Below are 17,366 nucleotides of genomic sequence, written 5' to 3'. Positions count from 1 at the left end.
ACAGAACGATAGTTAGCGACCTATCGTAAACACATCGCGATACGACGAAGACGATCAGGTCAGACCGGTCGCGAGCCGACTCAGCACGACGAAAGGACTCCTCATGCGCCCCTCGTATGACGACGACAGCAACACGTCCCCCCGCGACCAGCGCGGGTTCGGCCCGCGCGGCCCCCGCTTCGGCGGCGCGCGGCAGCACCACGGCGCCGGCTTCCCCGGCCGTGACCGCGGTGACCACGACCACGGCGGCCGCGGCTTCGGTGGCCGCGGGTTCGGCCCCGGTTTCGGTCCGGGCATGGGCTTCGGCCCCGGTTTCGGCGGGCCCGGCTTCGGCCGCGAACGCCGTCGCCGCGGTGACGTCCGTCTCGCGATCCTCGGTCTGCTGGCCGAGGGCCCGCAGAACGGGTACGCCGTGATCAAGACCATCGCCGAGCGCACCGGCGGCGCCTGGAAGCCGAGCCCCGGCTCGGTCTACCCGACGCTCCAGCAGCTCGTCGACGAAGACCTCGTGGTCTCGTCGGGCGACGGCCGCAAGACGCTCTTCGAGCTCACCGACGCCGGCAAGGCCGAGACCGAGGCCAAGGCCGACGAGATCGCTGCGGCACTCGACGGGGCCCCGGGCATCCCGGACGCCCAGCGCGAGTTCTTCGAAGCGCTGCGGAAGACCATGGGCGTCCTGCAGATGTACCGCAGCACCGCGACCGAGGAACAGGCCAAGGCCGCCACGGCCAAGGTGGACCAGCTCCGCAAGGACCTGCTCCAGATCCTCGCGGACTGACGAACGTCACCGGCGTGACGGACCGGAGGCCCGGTGCCAGCTGGCACCGGGCCTCCGGTCCGTCGTCGTGCGCCTACCCGGCGTCGACGAAGGCCGCCACGTCGGCCAGTTCCGCCGTCGACACGGCGTGCGGCAGGCCCGCGTAGGTGCGGTCGGTCACGTCGGTGTGGGCTGCGGCCCACGCCTGCGTCCGGGCGGTGGCCTCGGGCGGGATCACCGGGTCGATGTCGCCGTGCCCGAGGAACACCCGCGGCCGCACGGCCGACACGGCCTCGTCCCGCGAGTCCGAGACGCCCGGCACGACGAACCCCGACAGCGACACCGCGAACGCGAACGCCGCGGGCCGGGCGCGCAGGAGCTGGAGCGCCATCGAGCCGCCCTGCGAGAACCCGAGCAGCCCGATCCGCGGGTGGTCTGCGGCGACGGAGTCGATCCAGTCGAGCACCTCGGCGGTCGCGGCGTCCACCGCCTCGGTCGATGGGGAGCCGGGTGTGCCGAGTGGGTACCAGCTGAAGCCGGGCCCCCACGCCGTCGGCGCCCGGAGCGACGCGACGGTCCACGCGGGCGGCAGCGCGGGGGCGAGCCCGAGCAGGTCGTGCTCGTTCGACCCCACCCCGTGCATCGCCACGAGCAGGGGTGTCCCCCGCCGGTCCGGGGCACTCCGTGTCCACTGCACCAGGTCCGCATCGATCATGTGGACAACGCTAACCATCCCCAACTCCCGCGCCTTCCGCCGAACTCGCCGCCGTCCCTGGTAGACACGGTGCATGTCCTCGCTGCGCACCCCCGATCCCGACTCCGGCTGGCTGTCCGACGAGGAGCTCGCGAACGTCCGCCGTCGTCTGCCGATCTGCTACGTCGAGGCGGTCCCCGTCCGCACCGACGGTCTCGGCGTCGTGACCGAGGTCGGCGTGCTGCTGCGTGTCTCCCCGAGCGGTTCGATCGCCCGCACCCTGGTGTCCGGCCGCGTGATGTTCGGCGAGTCGATCCGCACCGCGCTGTTCCGCCACCTCGAGAAGGACCTCGGGCCGATGGCGTTCCCGCAGCTGCCCTCGAGCCCGACGCCGTTCACCGTGGCCGAGTACTTCCCGCTGCCCGGCGCCTCGGTGTACACCGACGAGCGGCAGCACGCGATCTCGCTGGCGTACGTCGTCCCCGTCACCGGGACGTGCGAGCCCCGGCAGGACGCCCTCGAGCTCACGTGGATGAGCCCGATGGAAGCCGCGTCCGACGCCGTCGCCGACGAGATGGAAGGCGGCCGCGGCGCACTGCTGCGTGCCGGTCTGGCATCGGTCGGCGCCCTGCACTAGCCCGCCCGGGGCGTCCACGCCCGGCGCACGACGAAGCCCGCACGACGAAGCCCCGGATCCGATCGGATCCGGGGGCTTCGCAGCGCGGTCGCGAACCGGCTTAGTGCTTGTCGTCCTTGAAGCTGTCGGCGACGCCGTGCGCGGCGTCCTTGACGTCGGTGACGCCCTGCTTCGCCGAGGCCTTGCCCTGGTCGGTCTGGCCTTCGGCCTTCAGCCGGTCGTTACCGGTCGCATTGCCGGTGGCTTCCTTGACCTTGCCTGACGCCTTCTCAGCGGCGTTCTTGATGTCATCGATGCCAGCCATAGGCACTCCTTCCAGAAGCGGACGTGTTCCCCGTCAGCCGCTTGCGCGGCATCCGGTGAGTGAGACCGTACGCCCGTCGGAGTCCCTCACCCCCAGCCCCCGCCAAGGTTCGCCCGTCCCCGGACGCAAAACACCGGTGTTCACACAACACACCGCGGGATGCGGGGGTTCGAAACGTGAACACCGGTGTTTTGCGGGCTCAGACCGCCGGGCTCAGCCCGACTGGGTCAGACCGCGTGGGTCAGAGCGCGCAGGTCAGTGGCGGTCGGCAGCGCCGGCCGGACGGGAGGCGCGGCGCGAGCCACCACGACGGTTGCCGCCCGACTCGTTGCCGGACCGACCCGCGGCGTAGCCGCCCTCGGACGACCAGACGGCCGACGAGCCGCCACGCACGACGTCGCTGCTGCCCGAGCGACGGTTGCCGCCACTGCGGCGACCACCGGTCGAACCGGCGGCCGCGGCACCGGAGCGCCCGGCGCCCTCGGAACGCGCGCCACGGGCCGGACGGCCCTGACGGCCCCCGGCCGAACCGGCGGACTCGCCGGCCGAGCCGGAGCGCGCGGGCTGCGCCGCGCCTCCCGACCGACCGCCGCGACCACGGCGACGACCGCCGCCGTCACCGGCGGACTCGGCCGAGCGCTGCTTGGGCTGACGCTGCTGGGTGGGCTGCTCCTCGGCCACGTGGCGGATCGGAGCGACCTCGCCGACGAGCGCGGTGACGGCCGGGGAGGTCGCCGTGACGTGCTGCGGCGTGACCTTGATCGCGGCTGCACGCATCATCTGCGCGACGTCGCGACGCTCGGCGGGCATCGTCACCGTGACGACGTCACCGGACGAGCCGGCACGCGCCGTGCGGCCCGAGCGGTGCAGGTACGCCTTGTGCTCGGTGGGCGGGTCGACGTGCACGACGAGCTCGACGTTGTCGACGTGCACACCGCGGGCGGCGACGTCGGTGGCGACGAGCACCAGGGCCTCGCCGGAGGAGAACTTCGCGAGGTTGCGCTCACGGGCACCCTGCGACAGGTTGCCCTGCAGGTCGACGGCGGGGATCCCCTGGCTGCTGAGCTGCTTGGCGAGGCGCTTGGCGTGGTGCTTCGTGCGCATGAAGAGGATGCGGCGACCGTTGCCCGAGGCGAGGGCGCTCACGAGGTGCTTCTTCGCGTCGGCGTCGGCGACCTCGAACAGGTGGTGGGTCATCGCCTCGACGGGGCTGTTCGCCTCGTCGACGGAGTGCATCACCGGGTTGTGCAGGAACTTCTTGACGAGCTTGTCTACGCCGTTGTCGAGCGTGGCGGAGAACAGCAGTCGCTGCCCGTTCTCGGGCGTCGCCTGCATGATCTTGGTCACGCCGGGCAGGAAGCCCATGTCGGCCATGTGGTCGGCCTCGTCGAGGACGGTGACCTCGATGTCGCCCAGGTTCACGTGGCCCTGCTGCATGAGGTCGGCGAGGCGACCCGGGCAGGCGACCACGACGTCGACGCCGCCGCGCAGGGCGTCGACCTGACGACCCTGACCGACGCCACCGAAGATGGTCGTGGTGTTGAGGCCCATGGCCTTGGCGAGCGGGGCGAGGGCGACGTCGATCTGCGTCGCGAGCTCACGGGTCGGGGCGAGCACCAGGGCGCGGGGGCGGCCGGCGCGGCGCTTGCGGCCGCTGGCTGCGAGGCGGGCGACGAGCGGGATCGCGAAGGCGATGGTCTTGCCAGAGCCGGTGCGGCCGCGGCCGAGGACGTCCTTGCCCTGCAGGGAGTCCGGGAGGGTGTCCGCCTGGATGGGGAACGCCATGTCCTTGCCCTGGTCGGCGAGGACGGAGACCATCGGCGCGGGGACGCCGAGGTCGGAGAAACGGATGTCTTCGGTGGTCATGGTGACCTTTCGAGCCGGAGCGGTCCGGCTGTGGGCGCGCTCTGAGGCAGCGCGCGGGCGGGATGCGCGCCAACGGATGTGGCTGGCGCAGTCGCCGCACCAGAGAAGCCTGGGCACCTTCGTGAGGTGCTCGATCATCGACCGGAGTCTGGAGACAGCTGGTCGGGAGTTCGGGGCGTCCGTACGACGCACGAGGCGATCGGCGCCTCGAGTACGACCAGCATAGCGTGCACATCCCCGGAACAGCGAGGGCGGGGTCGTTCGCCCGTGGCGTGCGAGGATTCCGGGGTGCGTACGCGATCCGTCCTGTTGACCACCGCGATCGCCCTGGTGGCCGTCCTCGGCACCGCCGGCTGCGCCGAGGCCGCCACGCCCAACGCGGCCGCGAGCTACCGCAACCTGCCGACCTCGGGTCGCGTGGACTACCAGCTCGGCGGCGGGTACACCCCGCCCTCCGGCGTGACGATCGTCGAGCGCGACAGCACCGACCGCCCGGCGAAGGGCAAGTACAACATCTGCTACGTCAACGGGTTCCAGACACAGCCCGAGGCCGCCAGCACGTGGAAGAAGTCGTACCCGTCGGCGATCCTCCGCGACCGTGCGGGCAAGCCGGTCTCGGACCCGGGTTGGCCGGACGAGATGCTCCTCGACACCCGGACCGCGGCCGAGCGTGCCCTGATCACGAAGGTGCTCGCGAAGACCGTCGCCCGCTGCGGTGACCGTGGGTTCGACGCGGTGGAGTTCGACAACCTCGACTCGTGGACCCGGAGCGGCAAGCGGCTGACCCGTGCCGGCAACCTGGCGCTCGCGAAGTCGCTCGTCGCCGAGGGACACCGGCACGGGCTGGCCGTCGGGCAGAAGAACACGCCGCAGCTCGGGGCGTCCGGGCGCGAGCAGACCGGGTTCGACTTCGTCGTCGCCGAGGAGTGCGTGCAGTACCGGGAGTGCTCCGCGTACACGAAGGCCTACGGCGGACGGGTCATCGACGTCGAGTACTCGGACACCCTCGAGGGCTCGTGGGCGTCGGTCTGCGGGCTGGAGAGCCGTCCGGCCATGACGATCCTGCGCGACCGCGACCTGGTGACCCCGGAGGACGACGCGTACGTGTACGAGCACTGCTGAGCGCTCGGAACGGTTCTTCCCAGAACGCCTGCGATGCCTGGTCGAATCGGGCGTACCGGGTCAGAACTTCCGACCGGGTACGCCCGGAACGACCAGGTACGCCCGGAAGCACCAGCCAGCGCTACGCCGGCCAGGCCTCCCGCAACGCGGTGGCGGCCTGGTCAGCCGACAGCCCCGCCGAGCGTGCTGCGGCGGCCAGGGCGCGAGCGGCCTCGGCCACGGCTTCCGGTACCGCTGCCGGTCGCACCACCCGGGTGCCGGCGCCCCGCGCGGTGTGCACGAGCCCGGCCTCCTCGAGCAGCTGGTAGGCCTTCGCGACGGTGCCGGCGGCGAGTCCGAGCTCGTCCGCCAGCCCGCGCACGCTCGGCAGTCGTTCGCCGTCCACCAGGTACCCGGCGGTGATCTGCGCGGCGATCTGCGATCGGACCTGCTCGAACGGCGGCACGCGGCCACCGACGTCGAGGGCGACGAGTCCTGTCATGCGTTCCACCCTAGAAGTCGTACTGCTCGCCGACGGGGATCGGGACCGGCACGGTGTTGCCCGGAGGTGCGAGCGGGCACGCCCACGCGGGGTCGTACGCGCACGACGGGTTGTAGGCGAAGTTGAAGTCGAGCACGAGCGACCCGAGGTCGTCGCCGCCCAGGTCCGAGCCCTTGATGGTGTCGAGCAGGTAGCGTCCGCCCCCGTAGGTGCCGCGGGCCTTGCCGGCGCTGGCGTCCTTGACCGGGACGAACACCCCGCCCGCGTAGCCGCCGTGCTTCCAGACGTCGAGCGTGCCGACACCGGGGACCCGCACGAGGCCGAGCCGGTCGAAGTGGACGACGCCGTCGGTCCCGGTCTCGAAGTCGAACTCGGCGGGCTCCGTGGCCTCGACGCGCACCTGGAACCGCCACGCGGGGTCGTAGTCCGGCACCGGCAGGGACTCGAAGTCGCGGGCGTCCTCGTCGAGCAGCGGCGATGCGGGGTGCTCCGCGAACATCGCGTCCCGGGTCTCGCGCCAGAGCGCGTGCGCCGTCTGGGGGTCCGAGGTGGCGCGGACGCGGCGGTACAGGTCGAACGTCATCCGCCGCCAATCCGTCGTCGCGAGCGTGCTGCGCACGCGGTCGTCGGTCGTCGGCTCCTGGGGGCGCGTCTGGCTCACGTGGTCGAGGCTACGCCCGCTCCGCGGTGGACGGGAGGCCCGACCCGCGTCACGTCACTCGCCGTCGGTCCGCCAGGTGGGCGCGAGGGCGCGCATCCGGAACGCCCGCCACTGCCAGATGACCCACATGCCGGGCCACAGGGCGAGCCCGAGGACGGCCGGTCGCATCCGGTAGGTCAGGCGGTCGAGCAGCAGGGTGCGGCCACCCGGTGCGGGGACGACGGCCATCCGGTGCGACATCGTCATCCGCCCGAACAACCCGGACGTGCCGCCGCCGTTGTCGCGCTGCACGGGGACCCCCTGTACCTCGTACAGGTCGAGGTCGACGTGCGTGTCGCCGCTCGGCACCAGCCCGAAGGCGTCCGCGGTGATCGGGTGCGGGTGCCCGGGCTCCCAGCGCTCCGGGAACCCCCGGGGGTCGCGCGAGCGGTACGCCAGGAACGGCTTCGTCACCGCCACCATCACGGACGGGGACAGCAGGGCATCGCGCACGGCGTCGACCGGCGCATCGAGGACGATCCGGAGGCCGACGTGCATGGCGGTGACGCTACGCCCGCGGGCTGGACGGCGCGCCGTGGCCCGCTGCGCGACGGCGCCCGGTCAGGCGAGACGACGCAGGCGAGACGACGCAGGCGAGACGACGCAGGCGAGACGACTCAGGCGTGCCGGGCCGACCGACGGCGGGACCCCTCGGCGCGGTCGTGCCGCCGGAGCCGCTCGGCCAGCGAGAGGCGGACCGCCGGCCACTCCGACGCGATCACCGAGAACACCACGGTGTCGCGCAGGGTGCCGTCGCGGCCGATCGCGTGGTTCCGGAGCACACCGTCCTGCTTGGCGCCGAGGCCCGCGATGGCCGCCCGGGACTGCAGGTTGTGCCAGTGCGTGCGGAACTCGACCGCGATGCACTGCCACGCCTCGAACGCGTGCGACAGCATGAGCAGCTTCGACTCGGTGTTGATCCCCGAACGCTGCGCGGACCTGGCCAGGAACGTGCTGCCGATCTCGACACGGCGGTTGCCCGAGTCGATGTTCATGAAGGTCGTCGCACCCACCACCCGGCCGGTCGGGCGGTCCCGCACGGCGAAGGGCACCATGCGGCCGGCCTCGTGCTCGGCGAGCCGCCGGTCGATCTCGGCCTCGACCTGTGCGGGGGCGGGCACCGAGGTGTACCAGGTGCGCCACAGATCGCCGTCCGCGACCGCCGCCCGCAGGTCTTCCGCGTGCTCCTGCCCGAGGGGCTCGAGCGTCACACGGTCGCCGGTCAGGGTGGGCACGGGGGCGATCTCCATGACCATGCATCCTAGGGTCGCCGACCCTGGCGGAACCCGGTCGGACGCCGACCCTGTGGAGAGGGACAGCATCGCCCGGGCGGCTATCGTGACGGACGTGGCAGAACGCACCCAGGAGAAGTACCAGGTCCGGTTCGCGTGGGGTCCCGGAGGTGCGGCGCGGATCGCCCACGGCGCCCACCTGCTCGTCTGGGTCGACGCCCTGCCGGCGACCTCCGACGCCGCAGCACAGCGGCGCGCGCTGCGGAACGTGACCGCCCAGCTGCCGCAGGGTCCGGAGGTCGTGCTCGGCCACCTCGGCAACGCGGCGGTGGTCGCGGAACGGGTGACGGGCCTCCAGGCCGCACGCGGTGACCGGTGCGTCGTCGCGATCGTTGCCGCCGGGCTGCACCACACCGCAGCCCTCGACGACGCGGCCGAGGCGGCGGGTGAGTCCGTCGACGTCGCCGACGCACCCGACTTCGCCGTCGAGGACCTGCTCGCCGCCGGAGCCGTCGTCGACGCGCTCGCCGAGGTCGGCATCGACCACACCTCACCCGAGGCCGCCGCGGCCTGCGCGGCGTACACGGGGCTGCACCGCGCAGTGCGGCACCTGGTCAGCGCGTCCGAGGGAGCCGCCGTCCTGAGCCGTGACGAGGTGCACGCGGCGCTCGCCGCGGGCGCCGACCTGACCGTCCTGCGGGAATCGGGGGAGCGCGCGTAGCGTTCGCCCCGTCACGGAACCAGCGAGCGAAGGAGCAACGCCATGAAGGCAGTCGTCGGCGACACGGTGATCGCGGAGGCCCCCGAAGAGGACCTCATCAAGATCGAGGGCAACTGGTACTTCCCGCCGTCGAGCGTGAAGACCGAGCTCTTCACCGAGAGCCCCACCCAGTACCACTGCCCGTGGAAGGGCGACACCCAGTACTTCACGGTGAACGTCGACGGACAGGCGCTGCAGGACCGCGCGTGGTCGTACCCGACGCCGATCCCGTCGTCGTTCGACCGCGTCGGCAAGGACTACTCGGGCTACGTCGCGTTCTGGAAGGACGTCCAGGTCGTCGACTGACGACCGCCCGTCCCTGACCGGCTGCGCCTCAGCCGGTCAGGGTGAGCACGACCAGTGCGACGTTGAGCGCCACGATGACCGCCGCGATCACCCACGCCACCACGCGGGTGGTCGCGGCGTTCACGTCGGTCCCCATCACGCTCCGTCGCGACGTGTAGACCACCAGGGGCACGATCGCGAAGGCGATCCCGAAGCTCAGCACCACCTGACTGACGACGAGCAGCATCGTCGCGTCGGCGTTCAGCGCGAGCAGCACGATCGCGGGCACCAGGGTGATCGCGCGCCGGGCCACGAGCGGGATCCGCACGTGCAGCAGGCCCTTCATGATCTCCGCGCCGGCCATGCAGCCCACCGAGGTCGAGGCCAGGCCGGACGCGAGCAGGCCCACGGCGAAGAGCACTCCGACGACCGGGCCGACGTTCTCGGCGATGGCGCGCTGCGCACCGGGGATGGAGTCGGTGCCCTCGACGCCCGGCAGGGTGGCCGCGGCGAGGACGAGCATCGCGATGTTCACCCCGCCCGCGACGATCAGCGCGAGCCCGACGTCCCACCGGGTCGCGACGAGCACCCGGCGACGTTCCGGCCCGGCGGGGACGTCCCCGTGGCGGTCCCGGGCGAGCGCCGAGTGCAGGTACACCGCGTGCGGCATCACGGTCGCACCGAGCATCGAAGCGGCGAGCAGCACCGACCCGGCGCCCTCGAACCGCGGCACGAGCCCGGCGACCAGGTCGGTCGGTGCGACCCGGGCGAACAGCAGCCCGGCGCAGAAGCCCACCGTCAGGATCGCGAGCATCGCCGTCACCACGGTCTCGAACAGGCGCGTGCCCCGGCGGCTGTGCAGGGTCAGCAGGAGCATCGAGACGAGCCCGGTGATGATCCCGCCGACCACGAGCGGCAGGTCGAAGAGCAGGTAGAGCGCCAGCGCGCCGCCGATGACCTCGGCGATGTCGGTCGCGGCGGCGACGATCTCGGCCTGGCCCCAGAACAGCAGACGCGGGGTGCGCCGCATCCGCAGGCCGAGGTGTTCGGGCAGTGACTTGCCCGTCACCACCCCGAGCTTGGCGGACAGGTACTGCACCACCACGGCGCTGGCGTTCGCGGCCACGAGCACCCAGAGCAGCAGGTACCCGTACTCGGCGCCGGCGGTCAGGTTGGCGGCGACGTTGCCCGGGTCGACGTAGGCGATGGCCGCGACGAAGGCCGGTCCGAGCAGGGTGAGCCCGGCTGCGCGACGACGCGGGGCACCGGATGGGTGCTCGTCGAGCCGGGGGCTGGCAGTGTCGGTCATGCACCGATACTGCCAGAGGATTTGGCGGACCGAATCTTTTTCTTCGTCGTGTCGTGGTGCTGGCCAGTCGACACTCGTGCGTGCGTGTGTCGGCTGGTCACGACCCGTCGGTTGCGAGGCCGCTGGCCGACGGTTGGTGACCGCTCGGCGAAGGTGAGCGGGGTGTCCTGACCGCTCGCGGAAGGCGGACGGGAGGCCCGTGGCGGCGCCGCCACGCGCCTCCCGTGCGGTCGGGTGGTCGCGACCTGTCGGTTGCGAGGCCGCCAGCAGACGGTTGGTGACCGCTCGGCGAAGGTGAGCGGGGTGTCCTGACCGCTCGCGGAAGGCGGACGGGAGGCCCGTGGCGGCGCCGCCACGCGCCTCCTGTGCGGTCGGGTGGTCGCGACTCGTCGCTTGCTTTGCGTCGGGTGGTCGCGACCTGTCGGCTGCGACGCCGCCGGGCGACGGTTGGTGACCGCTCGGCGGAGGTGAGCGGGGTGTCGCGACCGCCCCCGGACCCCACACCGTCCGGATCACGCGACGGACGTGGTCGCCCAGTGCTCAGCTCGTGCTCACTCCGCGGCGCGGCGGGCGCGGTGCGCCCGGACCTTCGCCCGGTTGCCGCACCGCTGCATCGAGCACCAGCGCCGGGTCCCACCGCGCGACGAGTCGTAGAACACGAGGCCGCAGTCCTCGGCCGAGCACCGGCTCAGCCGCGTCGGCCGGCCGTCGGCCTCGACGTCGTCGAAGCCGACCTCGGTGAAGAGCGCGACGGCGTCGCGCGCGACGCTCGACAGGGCCTGCGCCAGGCGGACCCGGTTCGCTCCGGCGCGGCGTCGGCCACCCGGGAGGCTCGGGGGCACGTCCGGCAGGGCGGCGAACAGGTTGACGGTGTCGATGTCGTCGGGCGCGGGGCGCGTGCGGCCGGCTCCGGCACGCAGGCCCGCCGCCACGGCGGTGCGTTCCGCGGCGGTGCTCGCCGGCGCGGGGGCGGCGGCCACGGCGAGCCGGGCGATCGCGGCACGCAGGGCACGGGCGTCCTGCAGCTCGCGGGCACTGGCACCGACGTCGATCGGCTCGGTGTGCTCGCTGAGCCACTCGTCCAGGTCGGCCGGACTCGCGAGCAGTTCCCCGAGCTGCGACCGCGGTCGGCGTCCGGCGGGGTCGTCGGCGAAGCCACCCGTGTGCGCGAAGTCGAGCGCGATCCGTCCGGCGTCGAAGAACCAGGAGGAACCGGCGTCCGTGCGGATGTGCTGCCCCGTGTGCATCCGCCCAGGCTAACGGGCTACCGGCGCGCCTCCGTGCGTCGGGCACCTCATGCGGTAGTCGACGCCATCGTGGCCGCGTCGTCGTCCGCGGTCCGGCGCCGCCACGTGATGACGTTCCGGGCATCGAACCGCCGGGAACAGCGGGCGCAGGCCAGGGGACGGGTGGGCGTGCGGTACCGGAAGTGCTCGTGCCCCGCGGGGCAGGTGCCGATCCAGGGGGCGAGCTCGCTGGCGATCGGCCCGTCGTGCAGCCGGGAGCCGGTGTACCCGATCGACGCGGCGGTGCGCTTCCACTTCGGTCCATGTGCCGCCCGGGCGCCGGCGAGTGCGTGCGCGACCTCGTGCAGCAGGACCTGTTCGACGTCGTCGTCGGAGAACCGGGTGGCCAGGTGGCGGCTCACCGTGATCCGCTTCCGCGCGAAGTCGCACTGGCCGGCGCGGGTCTTGGCGTGGTCGAACCCGAACGCCCACGTCCCGCCGCCGAGGTGTTCGGCGATGAGCGCCTCGGCGCGGACACGGACGGTCTCGAGCGCCGTCACTGCTCGGCGCGCGGGTCGGCCTGGCCCTTCTTCGCTGCCCGGGCCGCGATCCGCCCCCAGATGTCGTCGGCCTCGGTCCGGGCGGCGTCGGGTGCACCGAGCACGCGGCGGCGGATCGGCGGGACCTGCTTCACGGGCTCGGCGACACGGGTGGTGGGTTCGTCGTCCTCGGCGCGGCGGGCGGCGACCTCGCGGGCCGTCCGGGGCCGGTCGGACGGTTCCGCCGGGTTCGTGATCGATGCCCGCATGGCGGCCTCGACCGCGGTGCGCAAGGCGTCGGTGCGCTCGGACGGCGCCCCCGCCTGCCGGAAGGCCTGGTACGCCCGCGAGAGTGCGGCGCGGGCCTCGTCGAAGCGGTCGTTCTCGAACAGCGACCAGCCCTCGATCTCGGCCGCGGCGCCCTCGAGTTCCGGCCACTCCTCGGTCGCGGCGGTGTCGCGGGCCATGGCGGCCTCGGCGGCGGCGCGGTCGTGCCGCCCGAGGTCGTGCAGGACGTGTGCCCGGCGGATCCGCGCAGCGACCTTGTCCTGGCGCTCCCCGGTGAACATCGCCAGGCGGAACACCTCTTCGGCGATGACGAGCGACTCGTCCAGACGACCGAGCAGGCGGAGGAGCTCGGCCCGTTCGGCGAGGGCGTCGGTGCTGCGGCTCTGGCCGAGGTCACGGAGCCGCTGGTGCACGGCGTCGACGTCGACCGCGGGTCGCAGGCTGATGGGCGCGAAGGTGCTGCCCGGGCTGACTCCGGCCGTCACGGGAGCCGCGTGGCGCGGTTCACGGGAACGGTCGGACGGGTCGGGCTGCTGGCGGTCGTCGGGCGGGAGGGACATCGGTTCGAGGGTAGCCGCGGTCTCCCGGGAGCGGTCGGTGCGACGCGCTCAGGTTGCGCGGGTGCCGCCGTCCGCGCCTGCCCCCGGGACGACGAACGGCCCGCCGTGCCGGAGCGCGACGGGCCGTTCGGAGTGGTCGATCAGGAATTGGCGCCCACCGCGGCGGCAGCGGCCACGCCGACGTAGGTGACGAGCGTCGCGATCGTGGCGACGACGGCCAGGATGATCGCGAAGATGCCCCAGCCGCGACCACGCTTGGTCACCGCGGCGATGATGCCCTGCACGAGCGCCCAGAGCCCGAGGATCGCTGCGACGCCAGCGATCACCGCACCGACACCGATCTGCGAGATGACGGCCGGGTCGTTCATGAGCTGACGCTGCAGCTCCTGCTGGTCAGGGGTGGCACCACTGCTCGGCACGAGGTTGTTGATCGCGTCGCTGTTGGCGAGCGCCGATCCCATCACGTACCCGCCGATGACCCCGATGACGAGCGCGGCGAGTCCGAGGACGAACGCCACCACACCGAGGGTCTTCTTCTTGGGCTTCGGCTCGTCGTGGCTCTGCCAGGCCGGGGCACCGGAGTGCGCGGGCGCGGCGGCGTACGGCTGCTGGTCGTGGTGCTGGCCCTGGTCGTGGCGCTGCTGGTCGTTCCAGCTCGGCGTGCTCGACGGCTGGCCGTACTGCTGCTGGCCGTACTGCTGCTGGCCCTGCCCGTACTGCTCGCCGTACTGCGGGGTCGAGGTCGGCGCCGGGTCCACCCGCTCGCCGTACCGCGGGGCACCGGCGTCGGGCTGCTGCTGCGGGGCGTCGCCCCAGCGCGGCGCCTGGCCGTCGCCCGTCCGGTCCTGGTCGTTCCGGTCGTCGTTCGTCATCAGGGTTCCCATCGCTCGGTCGCGCACCTGCGCGGTCGTTCAGACCATCCTGACAGCCGGACCCGCCAAGTGCCCGAAGTCCGTCCCCGGCGACGCCCTCGGGCGGGCGTCAGCCCCCGAACACGCTCCGGTTCGGCTCGGGCGACGCGACCGCCGTCTGGTCGGTGACGATCGGCGCCCCGGCGATGAACGACCGGAGCTCCGCGCCGTGCACGACCTTGGCCGGCATCGGGTCGGACGAGTACCGCCTGGGCATGTCCGCCACCGGCAGGTCGGTCGGCGACCCGAGCAGCACGATGTTGCCGAACCGCCGGCCCTTGAGCATGCCGGTGTCCGCGACCGCCGCGACCGAGGGCAGCACCGACTGCAGCGTCGACGCCTGCCCGCGGGCGAAGGCCAACCCGGCGCCGTCGGCCACGTTCACCGCGACGATGCCCGTCGGCGACAGGAACGCGGCGACCTCGCGGTAGAACTCGACGCTCGTCACGTGGGCGGGGATCTGCGAACCGCCGAAGACGTCCACCACCGCCAGGTCCACGGTGCCGCGGAGTCCGGCGGGCAGCTTGCCGAGGACCTCCCGGGCGTCGCCGTACCGCACCCGGATCGACGCGCCGCGGGGGAACGGCAGGGCCTCGCGCACGTGCTCGACCAGGTCGCGCTCGAGCTCGATCACCTGCTGCCGCGAACCCGGGCGGGTCACCGCGACGTACCGGGGCAGGGTGAGGGCGCCGGCGCCCAGGTGCAGTGCCGTGATCGGGCCGTCCGGCAGCAGGTCGATCGCGTGCCCGATCCGCCGGATGTACTCGAACGCCAGGTGCGTCGGGTCCTCGAGGTCCACGTGCGACTGCGGTGTGCCGTCCACCACCAGGGTGAAGGACCCCGGTCGGTGCCGGTCCGGCTCCACCACCGAGTACCCCGCACCGATCCGGAACCCGTCGAACGCATCAGCCATGCCGTCAATGGAACACCACCGCGATCACCACCCGCGCCCCCACCCGTGGTTAGTGTGCCAGCGGAGCGCCCGGAACGAGGCTGATCTCACCGGTCGCGGAACGCCGCCGGACCACCTCGAAAGGCACACCATGTCGGTCCAACTCCTCGCGAACGTGCTCATCGGCCTCGCCCTCGTCGGCTTCCTGGCGTACCGACAGGCGACCTGGCGGTCCCTCGACCCGGCGCGGATCTGGCGGGGCCCCCTCGTCATGGCGGTCGTCGGCGCGGTCGTCCTCGCACAGACCACGACGACCGTCACCACCACCGACGTCGTGTTCCTCGGCCTCGAGGCCCTGCTCACCGTCGGCGTCGGCCTCGCGATGGGGGCCATGACCCGGTTCCGCACCGTCACGACGCCGGACGACGAGGGGCGCACCCTGCAGTCCCGCACGGGCTGGCTCGGCGCCGGCCTCTGGATCGTCCTCATCGCCGCCCGCATCGGGCTCGACGTGCTCGGCGGCCACCTCGGAGCGCACCTGCTCACCTCGACCGGCACGGTCCTGCTCGTGCTCGCCCTGAACCGCGCCGCCCGCGCCCTGGTCGTCGACCAGCACATCCCGCGGGGAGGCGCGGACACCGGCGGCGACGGTCGCCAGGGCGCCGGCCGCGGCATGATGGTGCGGTGAGCCTGCCGACCGACCCGGACCGGACCGATCCCGCCGGGGTCCGGTCCCGCTCGGTCGTCTCCTGGGGGCTCAACGCCGTCGGGATCGCCGTGGTCGCCTTCTGGTTCGTGCGGAACGGCCTCCTGCTCCACCACCCCGCGTGGGTCTGGGTCCTCGGGGCCGTGGCGCTCGCCGCCTGGGTCGTCCGCGAAGGGGCGCGCACGCCCCGTGTGCTCGTCGCCGCAGCCGGCGTGATGATCGCCGCCGGATCCTGCACCGTGGTGCCGACCGACTCGCTCCTGGTCGTCCCGGTGATCGTCGGGCTCGTCGTCCTCGGCGCCGACCTCCGCCTGCCGGTCTGGACGGCTGCGGTCGCCGCGCTCGCCGCCGTCGTGGTGGTCGCCGTCACCGCGACGCTCGAGCAGACGTCGGTGCAGTTCGTCCTCGGGGTGAGCGGCGGGCTGCTGCTCGGCGTGCTCGTCGGCTTCGGTCGTCGGCAGGTCCGGATCACGACGGCGCAGGCTCGCGAGACCGAGCGGCAGCAGCAGCGCGCACGGCTCCTCGCCGACCGGTCGCGGGCGTCCCGGGACATCCACGACGTCCTCGCCCACTCGCTCGGCGGCCTGGTGCTGCAGCTCGACGCGGTCGAGGCCCTGCTCGAGGCCGGCCGCGTCGACGAGGCCACCCGCCGAGCCGGCGAGGCCCGCGCGCTGGCCGCGGACGGCCTGGCCGAGGCGCGGCGTGCGGTGCACGCGCTCCGCGACGAACCGCAGCCCGACCAGCCGGAGCGGACCCGTGCCTCCAGTCCGTCCGCCGACCACGCGTCGGGCCTGACGGACCTGCTCGACGCGCACCGCTCGTTCGGCGGCGAGGTCGTGGTGCAGGGCGACGCGACCCTGGCGGTCCTCGACGACGCCCACCGGGCCGCCGTGGTCCAGGTCGTCCGGGAGGCCCTCAGCAACGCCCGCAGGCACGCTCCCGGCCGCCCCGTGTCCCTGTCCGTGATCCGGGACGGCGAGGCCGTGGACGTCGTCGTGGCCAACCCGCTGCTGAGCGGTGGACAGGGGGTGCTCGGGATGCGCGAGCGGTTCGCGGAACTCGGCAGCGAGGCCACGGTGGAAGCCGAGCGTTCCGACGACGAGTTCGTCGTCGCCATGCACCTGCCCGTCGACGGTTCGGTCGATGCGGAGACCGCGGACGCTGCGGTCGTCGCCGAGGACGACCACTCGTGACGATCCGGGTGCTCGTGGTCGACGACCAGGCCATCGTCCGCGACGGCCTGGTCACGGTGCTGTCACTCGTGCCCGACCTGCAGGTCGTCGGGCAGGCGACGGACGGTGCCGAGGCGATCGCCGCCGTCGACCGGCACGTACCCGACGTCGTCCTGATGGACCTGCGGATGCCGGGGGTCGACGGGCCGACCGCCACCGAGCGGATCGTCGCCGAGCACCCCGGGGTGGCGGTCCTGGTGCTGACGACCTACGCCGACGACGACTCCATCGTCACCGCGCTGCGGGCGGGAGCGCGCGGCTACCTGACGAAGGACGCCGGGCGGGCGGAGATCGCGACCGCGGTGCGCGCGGTGGCCGCCGGGCAGTCGACCTTCGACGCGACCGTGGGGGCGCGGCTGGTGGCGCGCCTCGCCGCTGGTGCCGCTGCCGCTGCCGGTGCCGCTGCCGCTGCGCCTGCGTTCCACAATGCCGGTCCGTCGCTCGGTGCCCGGTTCCCGGACCTCACCCCGCGCGAAGTGGACGTCCTCGAGCGCATCGCGGACGGCCGGACGAACCCCCAGATCGCCGCCGAGCTGTTCCTGACGGTGCCGACCGTGAAGTCGTACGTGAACCAGGTGTTCGCGAAGCTCGGGGTCCGGACCCGCGCCGAGGCCGTCGCCCGCGTCCTGCGCTGACCGTCAGCAGCACACCGTCGTTCCCGGGTGACGCACTGCGGACACGTGAATGCGTACACATGGACAACCAGCGGACACCAAGACTCGTTGCGTACGGTTGACGCCTGTCGTCACGACGCCAGAGCGTCGATGCGTGTGTGCCCCACACACCACGCGTCCGCCCGGACACCGTGACCACGACGTGCCCGTGAGCGCCCCCACCGCTCGAGCGTGCGCGTCGTCGGCGTGCT

General features: G+C 73.0%; 20 protein-coding genes and 1 pseudogene. 8 read left to right on the top strand and 13 right to left on the bottom strand.

The features are described from left to right. The first annotated feature begins 103 nt into the window (after window positions 1-103). Window positions 104-778: a PadR family transcriptional regulator gene (locus DEI85_RS16150; RefSeq protein WP_027466765.1), complete on the top strand. Its 675-nt coding sequence runs from the start codon at window positions 104-106 to the stop codon at window positions 776-778. A gap of 73 nt (window positions 779-851) precedes the next feature. Here the strand turns inward: DEI85_RS16150 and DEI85_RS16145 are convergent, their stop codons facing one another. Next, window positions 852-1,472, bottom strand: coding sequence for an alpha/beta hydrolase (locus tag DEI85_RS16145; RefSeq protein WP_111123195.1), 621 nt, complete (start codon window positions 1,470-1,472; stop codon window positions 852-854). Between the two features lie 73 nt (window positions 1,473-1,545). Here DEI85_RS16145 and DEI85_RS16140 point away from each other — a divergent pair, with 73 nt between their 5' ends. Next, window positions 1,546-2,088: an NUDIX hydrolase family protein gene (locus DEI85_RS16140; RefSeq protein WP_110859466.1), complete on the top strand. Its 543-nt coding sequence runs from the start codon at window positions 1,546-1,548 to the stop codon at window positions 2,086-2,088. Window positions 2,089-2,188: 100 nt separating this feature from the next. Here DEI85_RS16140 and DEI85_RS16135 read toward each other — a convergent pair whose 3' ends face one another. Together DEI85_RS16135 and DEI85_RS16130 are read right to left on the bottom strand one after the other, a co-directional pair. Then, on the bottom strand, window positions 2,189-2,392 hold the full coding sequence (locus tag DEI85_RS16135) for a CsbD family protein (protein ID WP_110859467.1): 204 nt from the start codon (window positions 2,390-2,392) through the stop codon (window positions 2,189-2,191). Window positions 2,393-2,647: 255 nt separating this feature from the next. Continuing rightward, window positions 2,648-4,258 carry a DEAD/DEAH box helicase gene (locus DEI85_RS16130; RefSeq protein WP_111123196.1) on the bottom strand — a complete coding sequence of 537 codons (1,611 nt, stop codon included), beginning with the start codon at window positions 4,256-4,258 and terminating at the stop codon, window positions 2,648-2,650. Between the two features lie 288 nt (window positions 4,259-4,546). Between DEI85_RS16130 and DEI85_RS16125 the strand changes: the two genes are divergently transcribed. Beyond that, window positions 4,547-5,380: an endo alpha-1,4 polygalactosaminidase gene (locus DEI85_RS16125; protein WP_111123197.1), complete on the top strand. Its 834-nt coding sequence runs from the start codon at window positions 4,547-4,549 to the stop codon at window positions 5,378-5,380. A gap of 121 nt (window positions 5,381-5,501) precedes the next feature. Here DEI85_RS16125 and DEI85_RS16120 read toward each other — a convergent pair whose 3' ends face one another. The 4 genes from DEI85_RS16120 to DEI85_RS16105 form a co-directional block, all read right to left on the bottom strand. Further along, window positions 5,502-5,861: a GntR family transcriptional regulator gene (locus DEI85_RS16120; protein WP_258369842.1), complete on the bottom strand. Its 360-nt coding sequence runs from the start codon at window positions 5,859-5,861 to the stop codon at window positions 5,502-5,504. A gap of 10 nt (window positions 5,862-5,871) precedes the next feature. Continuing rightward, entirely contained in the window at window positions 5,872-6,444 is a 573-nt protein-coding gene (locus DEI85_RS16115; protein ID WP_110859563.1) for a DUF1684 domain-containing protein, read from the bottom strand. A gap of 132 nt (window positions 6,445-6,576) precedes the next feature. Further along, the gene (locus tag DEI85_RS16110) at window positions 6,577-7,059 is read right to left on the bottom strand and encodes a hypothetical protein (RefSeq protein WP_110859471.1); all 483 of its coding nucleotides are present in this window, start codon (window positions 7,057-7,059) and stop codon (window positions 6,577-6,579) included. Between the two features lie 119 nt (window positions 7,060-7,178). Next, a complete protein-coding gene (locus tag DEI85_RS16105) occupies window positions 7,179-7,817 on the bottom strand; it encodes a GNAT family N-acetyltransferase (protein ID WP_027466757.1) in 639 nt (212 codons plus the stop codon). A gap of 91 nt (window positions 7,818-7,908) precedes the next feature. Between DEI85_RS16105 and DEI85_RS16100 the strand changes: the two genes are divergently transcribed. Then, on the top strand, window positions 7,909-8,514 hold the full coding sequence (locus DEI85_RS16100) for a hypothetical protein (RefSeq protein ID WP_258376280.1): 606 nt from the start codon (window positions 7,909-7,911) through the stop codon (window positions 8,512-8,514). Window positions 8,515-8,550: 36 nt separating this feature from the next. Next, window positions 8,551-8,859: pseudogene (locus DEI85_RS16095) on the top strand (DUF427 domain-containing protein); the annotation flags it as partial. Between the two features lie 28 nt (window positions 8,860-8,887). On the opposite strand, the gene DEI85_RS16090 reads toward DEI85_RS16095, so the two are convergent. The 6 genes from DEI85_RS16090 to DEI85_RS16065 form a co-directional block, all read right to left on the bottom strand. Continuing rightward, window positions 8,888-10,147: an Nramp family divalent metal transporter gene (locus DEI85_RS16090; protein WP_111123198.1), complete on the bottom strand. Its 1,260-nt coding sequence runs from the start codon at window positions 10,145-10,147 to the stop codon at window positions 8,888-8,890. A 551-nt stretch (window positions 10,148-10,698) separates the two neighbouring features. After that, window positions 10,699-11,394: a CGNR zinc finger domain-containing protein gene (locus DEI85_RS16085; protein ID WP_110859474.1), complete on the bottom strand. Its 696-nt coding sequence runs from the start codon at window positions 11,392-11,394 to the stop codon at window positions 10,699-10,701. A 47-nt stretch (window positions 11,395-11,441) separates the two neighbouring features. After that, complete coding sequence (locus DEI85_RS16080; RefSeq protein ID WP_111123199.1) at window positions 11,442-11,933, bottom strand: SprT-like domain-containing protein; 492 nt, start codon at window positions 11,931-11,933, stop codon at window positions 11,442-11,444. Next, window positions 11,930-12,760, bottom strand: a complete 831-nt coding sequence (locus DEI85_RS16075) for a hypothetical protein (protein WP_110859476.1) — start codon at window positions 12,758-12,760, stop codon at window positions 11,930-11,932. Before DEI85_RS16075 ends, DEI85_RS16080 begins: the two co-directional genes overlap by 4 nt. A 140-nt stretch (window positions 12,761-12,900) precedes the next feature. Continuing rightward, complete coding sequence (locus DEI85_RS16070; protein ID WP_146244722.1) at window positions 12,901-13,632, bottom strand: YhjD/YihY/BrkB family envelope integrity protein; 732 nt, start codon at window positions 13,630-13,632, stop codon at window positions 12,901-12,903. Window positions 13,633-13,741: 109 nt separating this feature from the next. Beyond that, the gene (locus DEI85_RS16065; RefSeq protein ID WP_071245518.1) at window positions 13,742-14,584 is read right to left on the bottom strand and encodes a spermidine synthase; all 843 of its coding nucleotides are present in this window, start codon (window positions 14,582-14,584) and stop codon (window positions 13,742-13,744) included. Between the two features lie 130 nt (window positions 14,585-14,714). Here DEI85_RS16065 and DEI85_RS16060 point away from each other — a divergent pair, with 130 nt between their 5' ends. The 3 genes from DEI85_RS16060 to DEI85_RS16050 are packed head-to-tail and all read left to right on the top strand — an operon-like array spanning window position 14,715 to window position 17,136. Beyond that, entirely contained in the window at window positions 14,715-15,251 is a 537-nt protein-coding gene (locus DEI85_RS16060) for a hypothetical protein (RefSeq protein ID WP_111123201.1), read from the top strand. Further along, entirely contained in the window at window positions 15,248-16,462 is a 1,215-nt protein-coding gene (locus tag DEI85_RS16055; RefSeq protein ID WP_111123202.1) for a sensor histidine kinase, read from the top strand. The genes DEI85_RS16060 and DEI85_RS16055 overlap by 4 nt, the downstream gene beginning before the upstream one ends. Then, window positions 16,459-17,136, top strand: a complete 678-nt coding sequence (locus DEI85_RS16050) for a response regulator transcription factor (protein WP_111123203.1) — start codon at window positions 16,459-16,461, stop codon at window positions 17,134-17,136. Before DEI85_RS16055 ends, DEI85_RS16050 begins: the two co-directional genes overlap by 4 nt. Window positions 17,137-17,366 lie beyond the last annotated feature (230 nt).

This window comes from Curtobacterium sp. MCBD17_026 (assembly GCF_003234895.2).
Taxonomy (GTDB): Bacteria; Actinomycetota; Actinomycetes; order Actinomycetales; family Microbacteriaceae; genus Curtobacterium; species Curtobacterium flaccumfaciens.
This window is presented reverse-complemented; position numbering and strand designations above follow the sequence as displayed.

Excerpts from the sequence above, each read along its gene's own strand:
- DEI85_RS16150 (WP_027466765.1), top strand. The coding sequence starts at position 104 with ATGCGCCCCTCGTATGACGACGACAGCAACACGTCCCCCCGCGACCAG.
- DEI85_RS16145 (WP_111123195.1), bottom strand. The coding sequence starts at position 1,472 with ATGATCGATGCGGACCTGGTGCAGTGGACACGGAGTGCCCCGGACCGG.
- DEI85_RS16140 (WP_110859466.1), top strand. The coding sequence starts at position 1,546 with ATGTCCTCGCTGCGCACCCCCGATCCCGACTCCGGCTGGCTGTCCGAC.
- DEI85_RS16135 (WP_110859467.1), bottom strand. The coding sequence starts at position 2,392 with ATGGCTGGCATCGATGACATCAAGAACGCCGCTGAGAAGGCGTCAGGC.
- DEI85_RS16130 (WP_111123196.1), bottom strand. The coding sequence starts at position 4,258 with ATGACCACCGAAGACATCCGTTTCTCCGACCTCGGCGTCCCCGCGCCG.
- DEI85_RS16120 (WP_258369842.1), bottom strand. The coding sequence starts at position 5,861 with ATGACAGGACTCGTCGCCCTCGACGTCGGTGGCCGCGTGCCGCCGTTC.
- DEI85_RS16115 (WP_110859563.1), bottom strand. The coding sequence starts at position 6,444 with ATGACGTTCGACCTGTACCGCCGCGTCCGCGCCACCTCGGACCCCCAG.
- DEI85_RS16110 (WP_110859471.1), bottom strand. The coding sequence starts at position 7,059 with ATGCACGTCGGCCTCCGGATCGTCCTCGATGCGCCGGTCGACGCCGTG.
- DEI85_RS16105 (WP_027466757.1), bottom strand. The coding sequence starts at position 7,817 with ATGGTCATGGAGATCGCCCCCGTGCCCACCCTGACCGGCGACCGTGTG.
- DEI85_RS16090 (WP_111123198.1), bottom strand. The coding sequence starts at position 10,147 with ATGACCGACACTGCCAGCCCCCGGCTCGACGAGCACCCATCCGGTGCC.
- DEI85_RS16085 (WP_110859474.1), bottom strand. The coding sequence starts at position 11,394 with ATGCACACGGGGCAGCACATCCGCACGGACGCCGGTTCCTCCTGGTTC.
- DEI85_RS16075 (WP_110859476.1), bottom strand. The coding sequence starts at position 12,760 with ATGTCCCTCCCGCCCGACGACCGCCAGCAGCCCGACCCGTCCGACCGT.
- DEI85_RS16070 (WP_146244722.1), bottom strand. The coding sequence starts at position 13,632 with ATGACGAACGACGACCGGAACGACCAGGACCGGACGGGCGACGGCCAG.
- DEI85_RS16065 (WP_071245518.1), bottom strand. The coding sequence starts at position 14,584 with ATGGCTGATGCGTTCGACGGGTTCCGGATCGGTGCGGGGTACTCGGTG.
- DEI85_RS16060 (WP_111123201.1), top strand. The coding sequence starts at position 14,715 with ATGTCGGTCCAACTCCTCGCGAACGTGCTCATCGGCCTCGCCCTCGTC.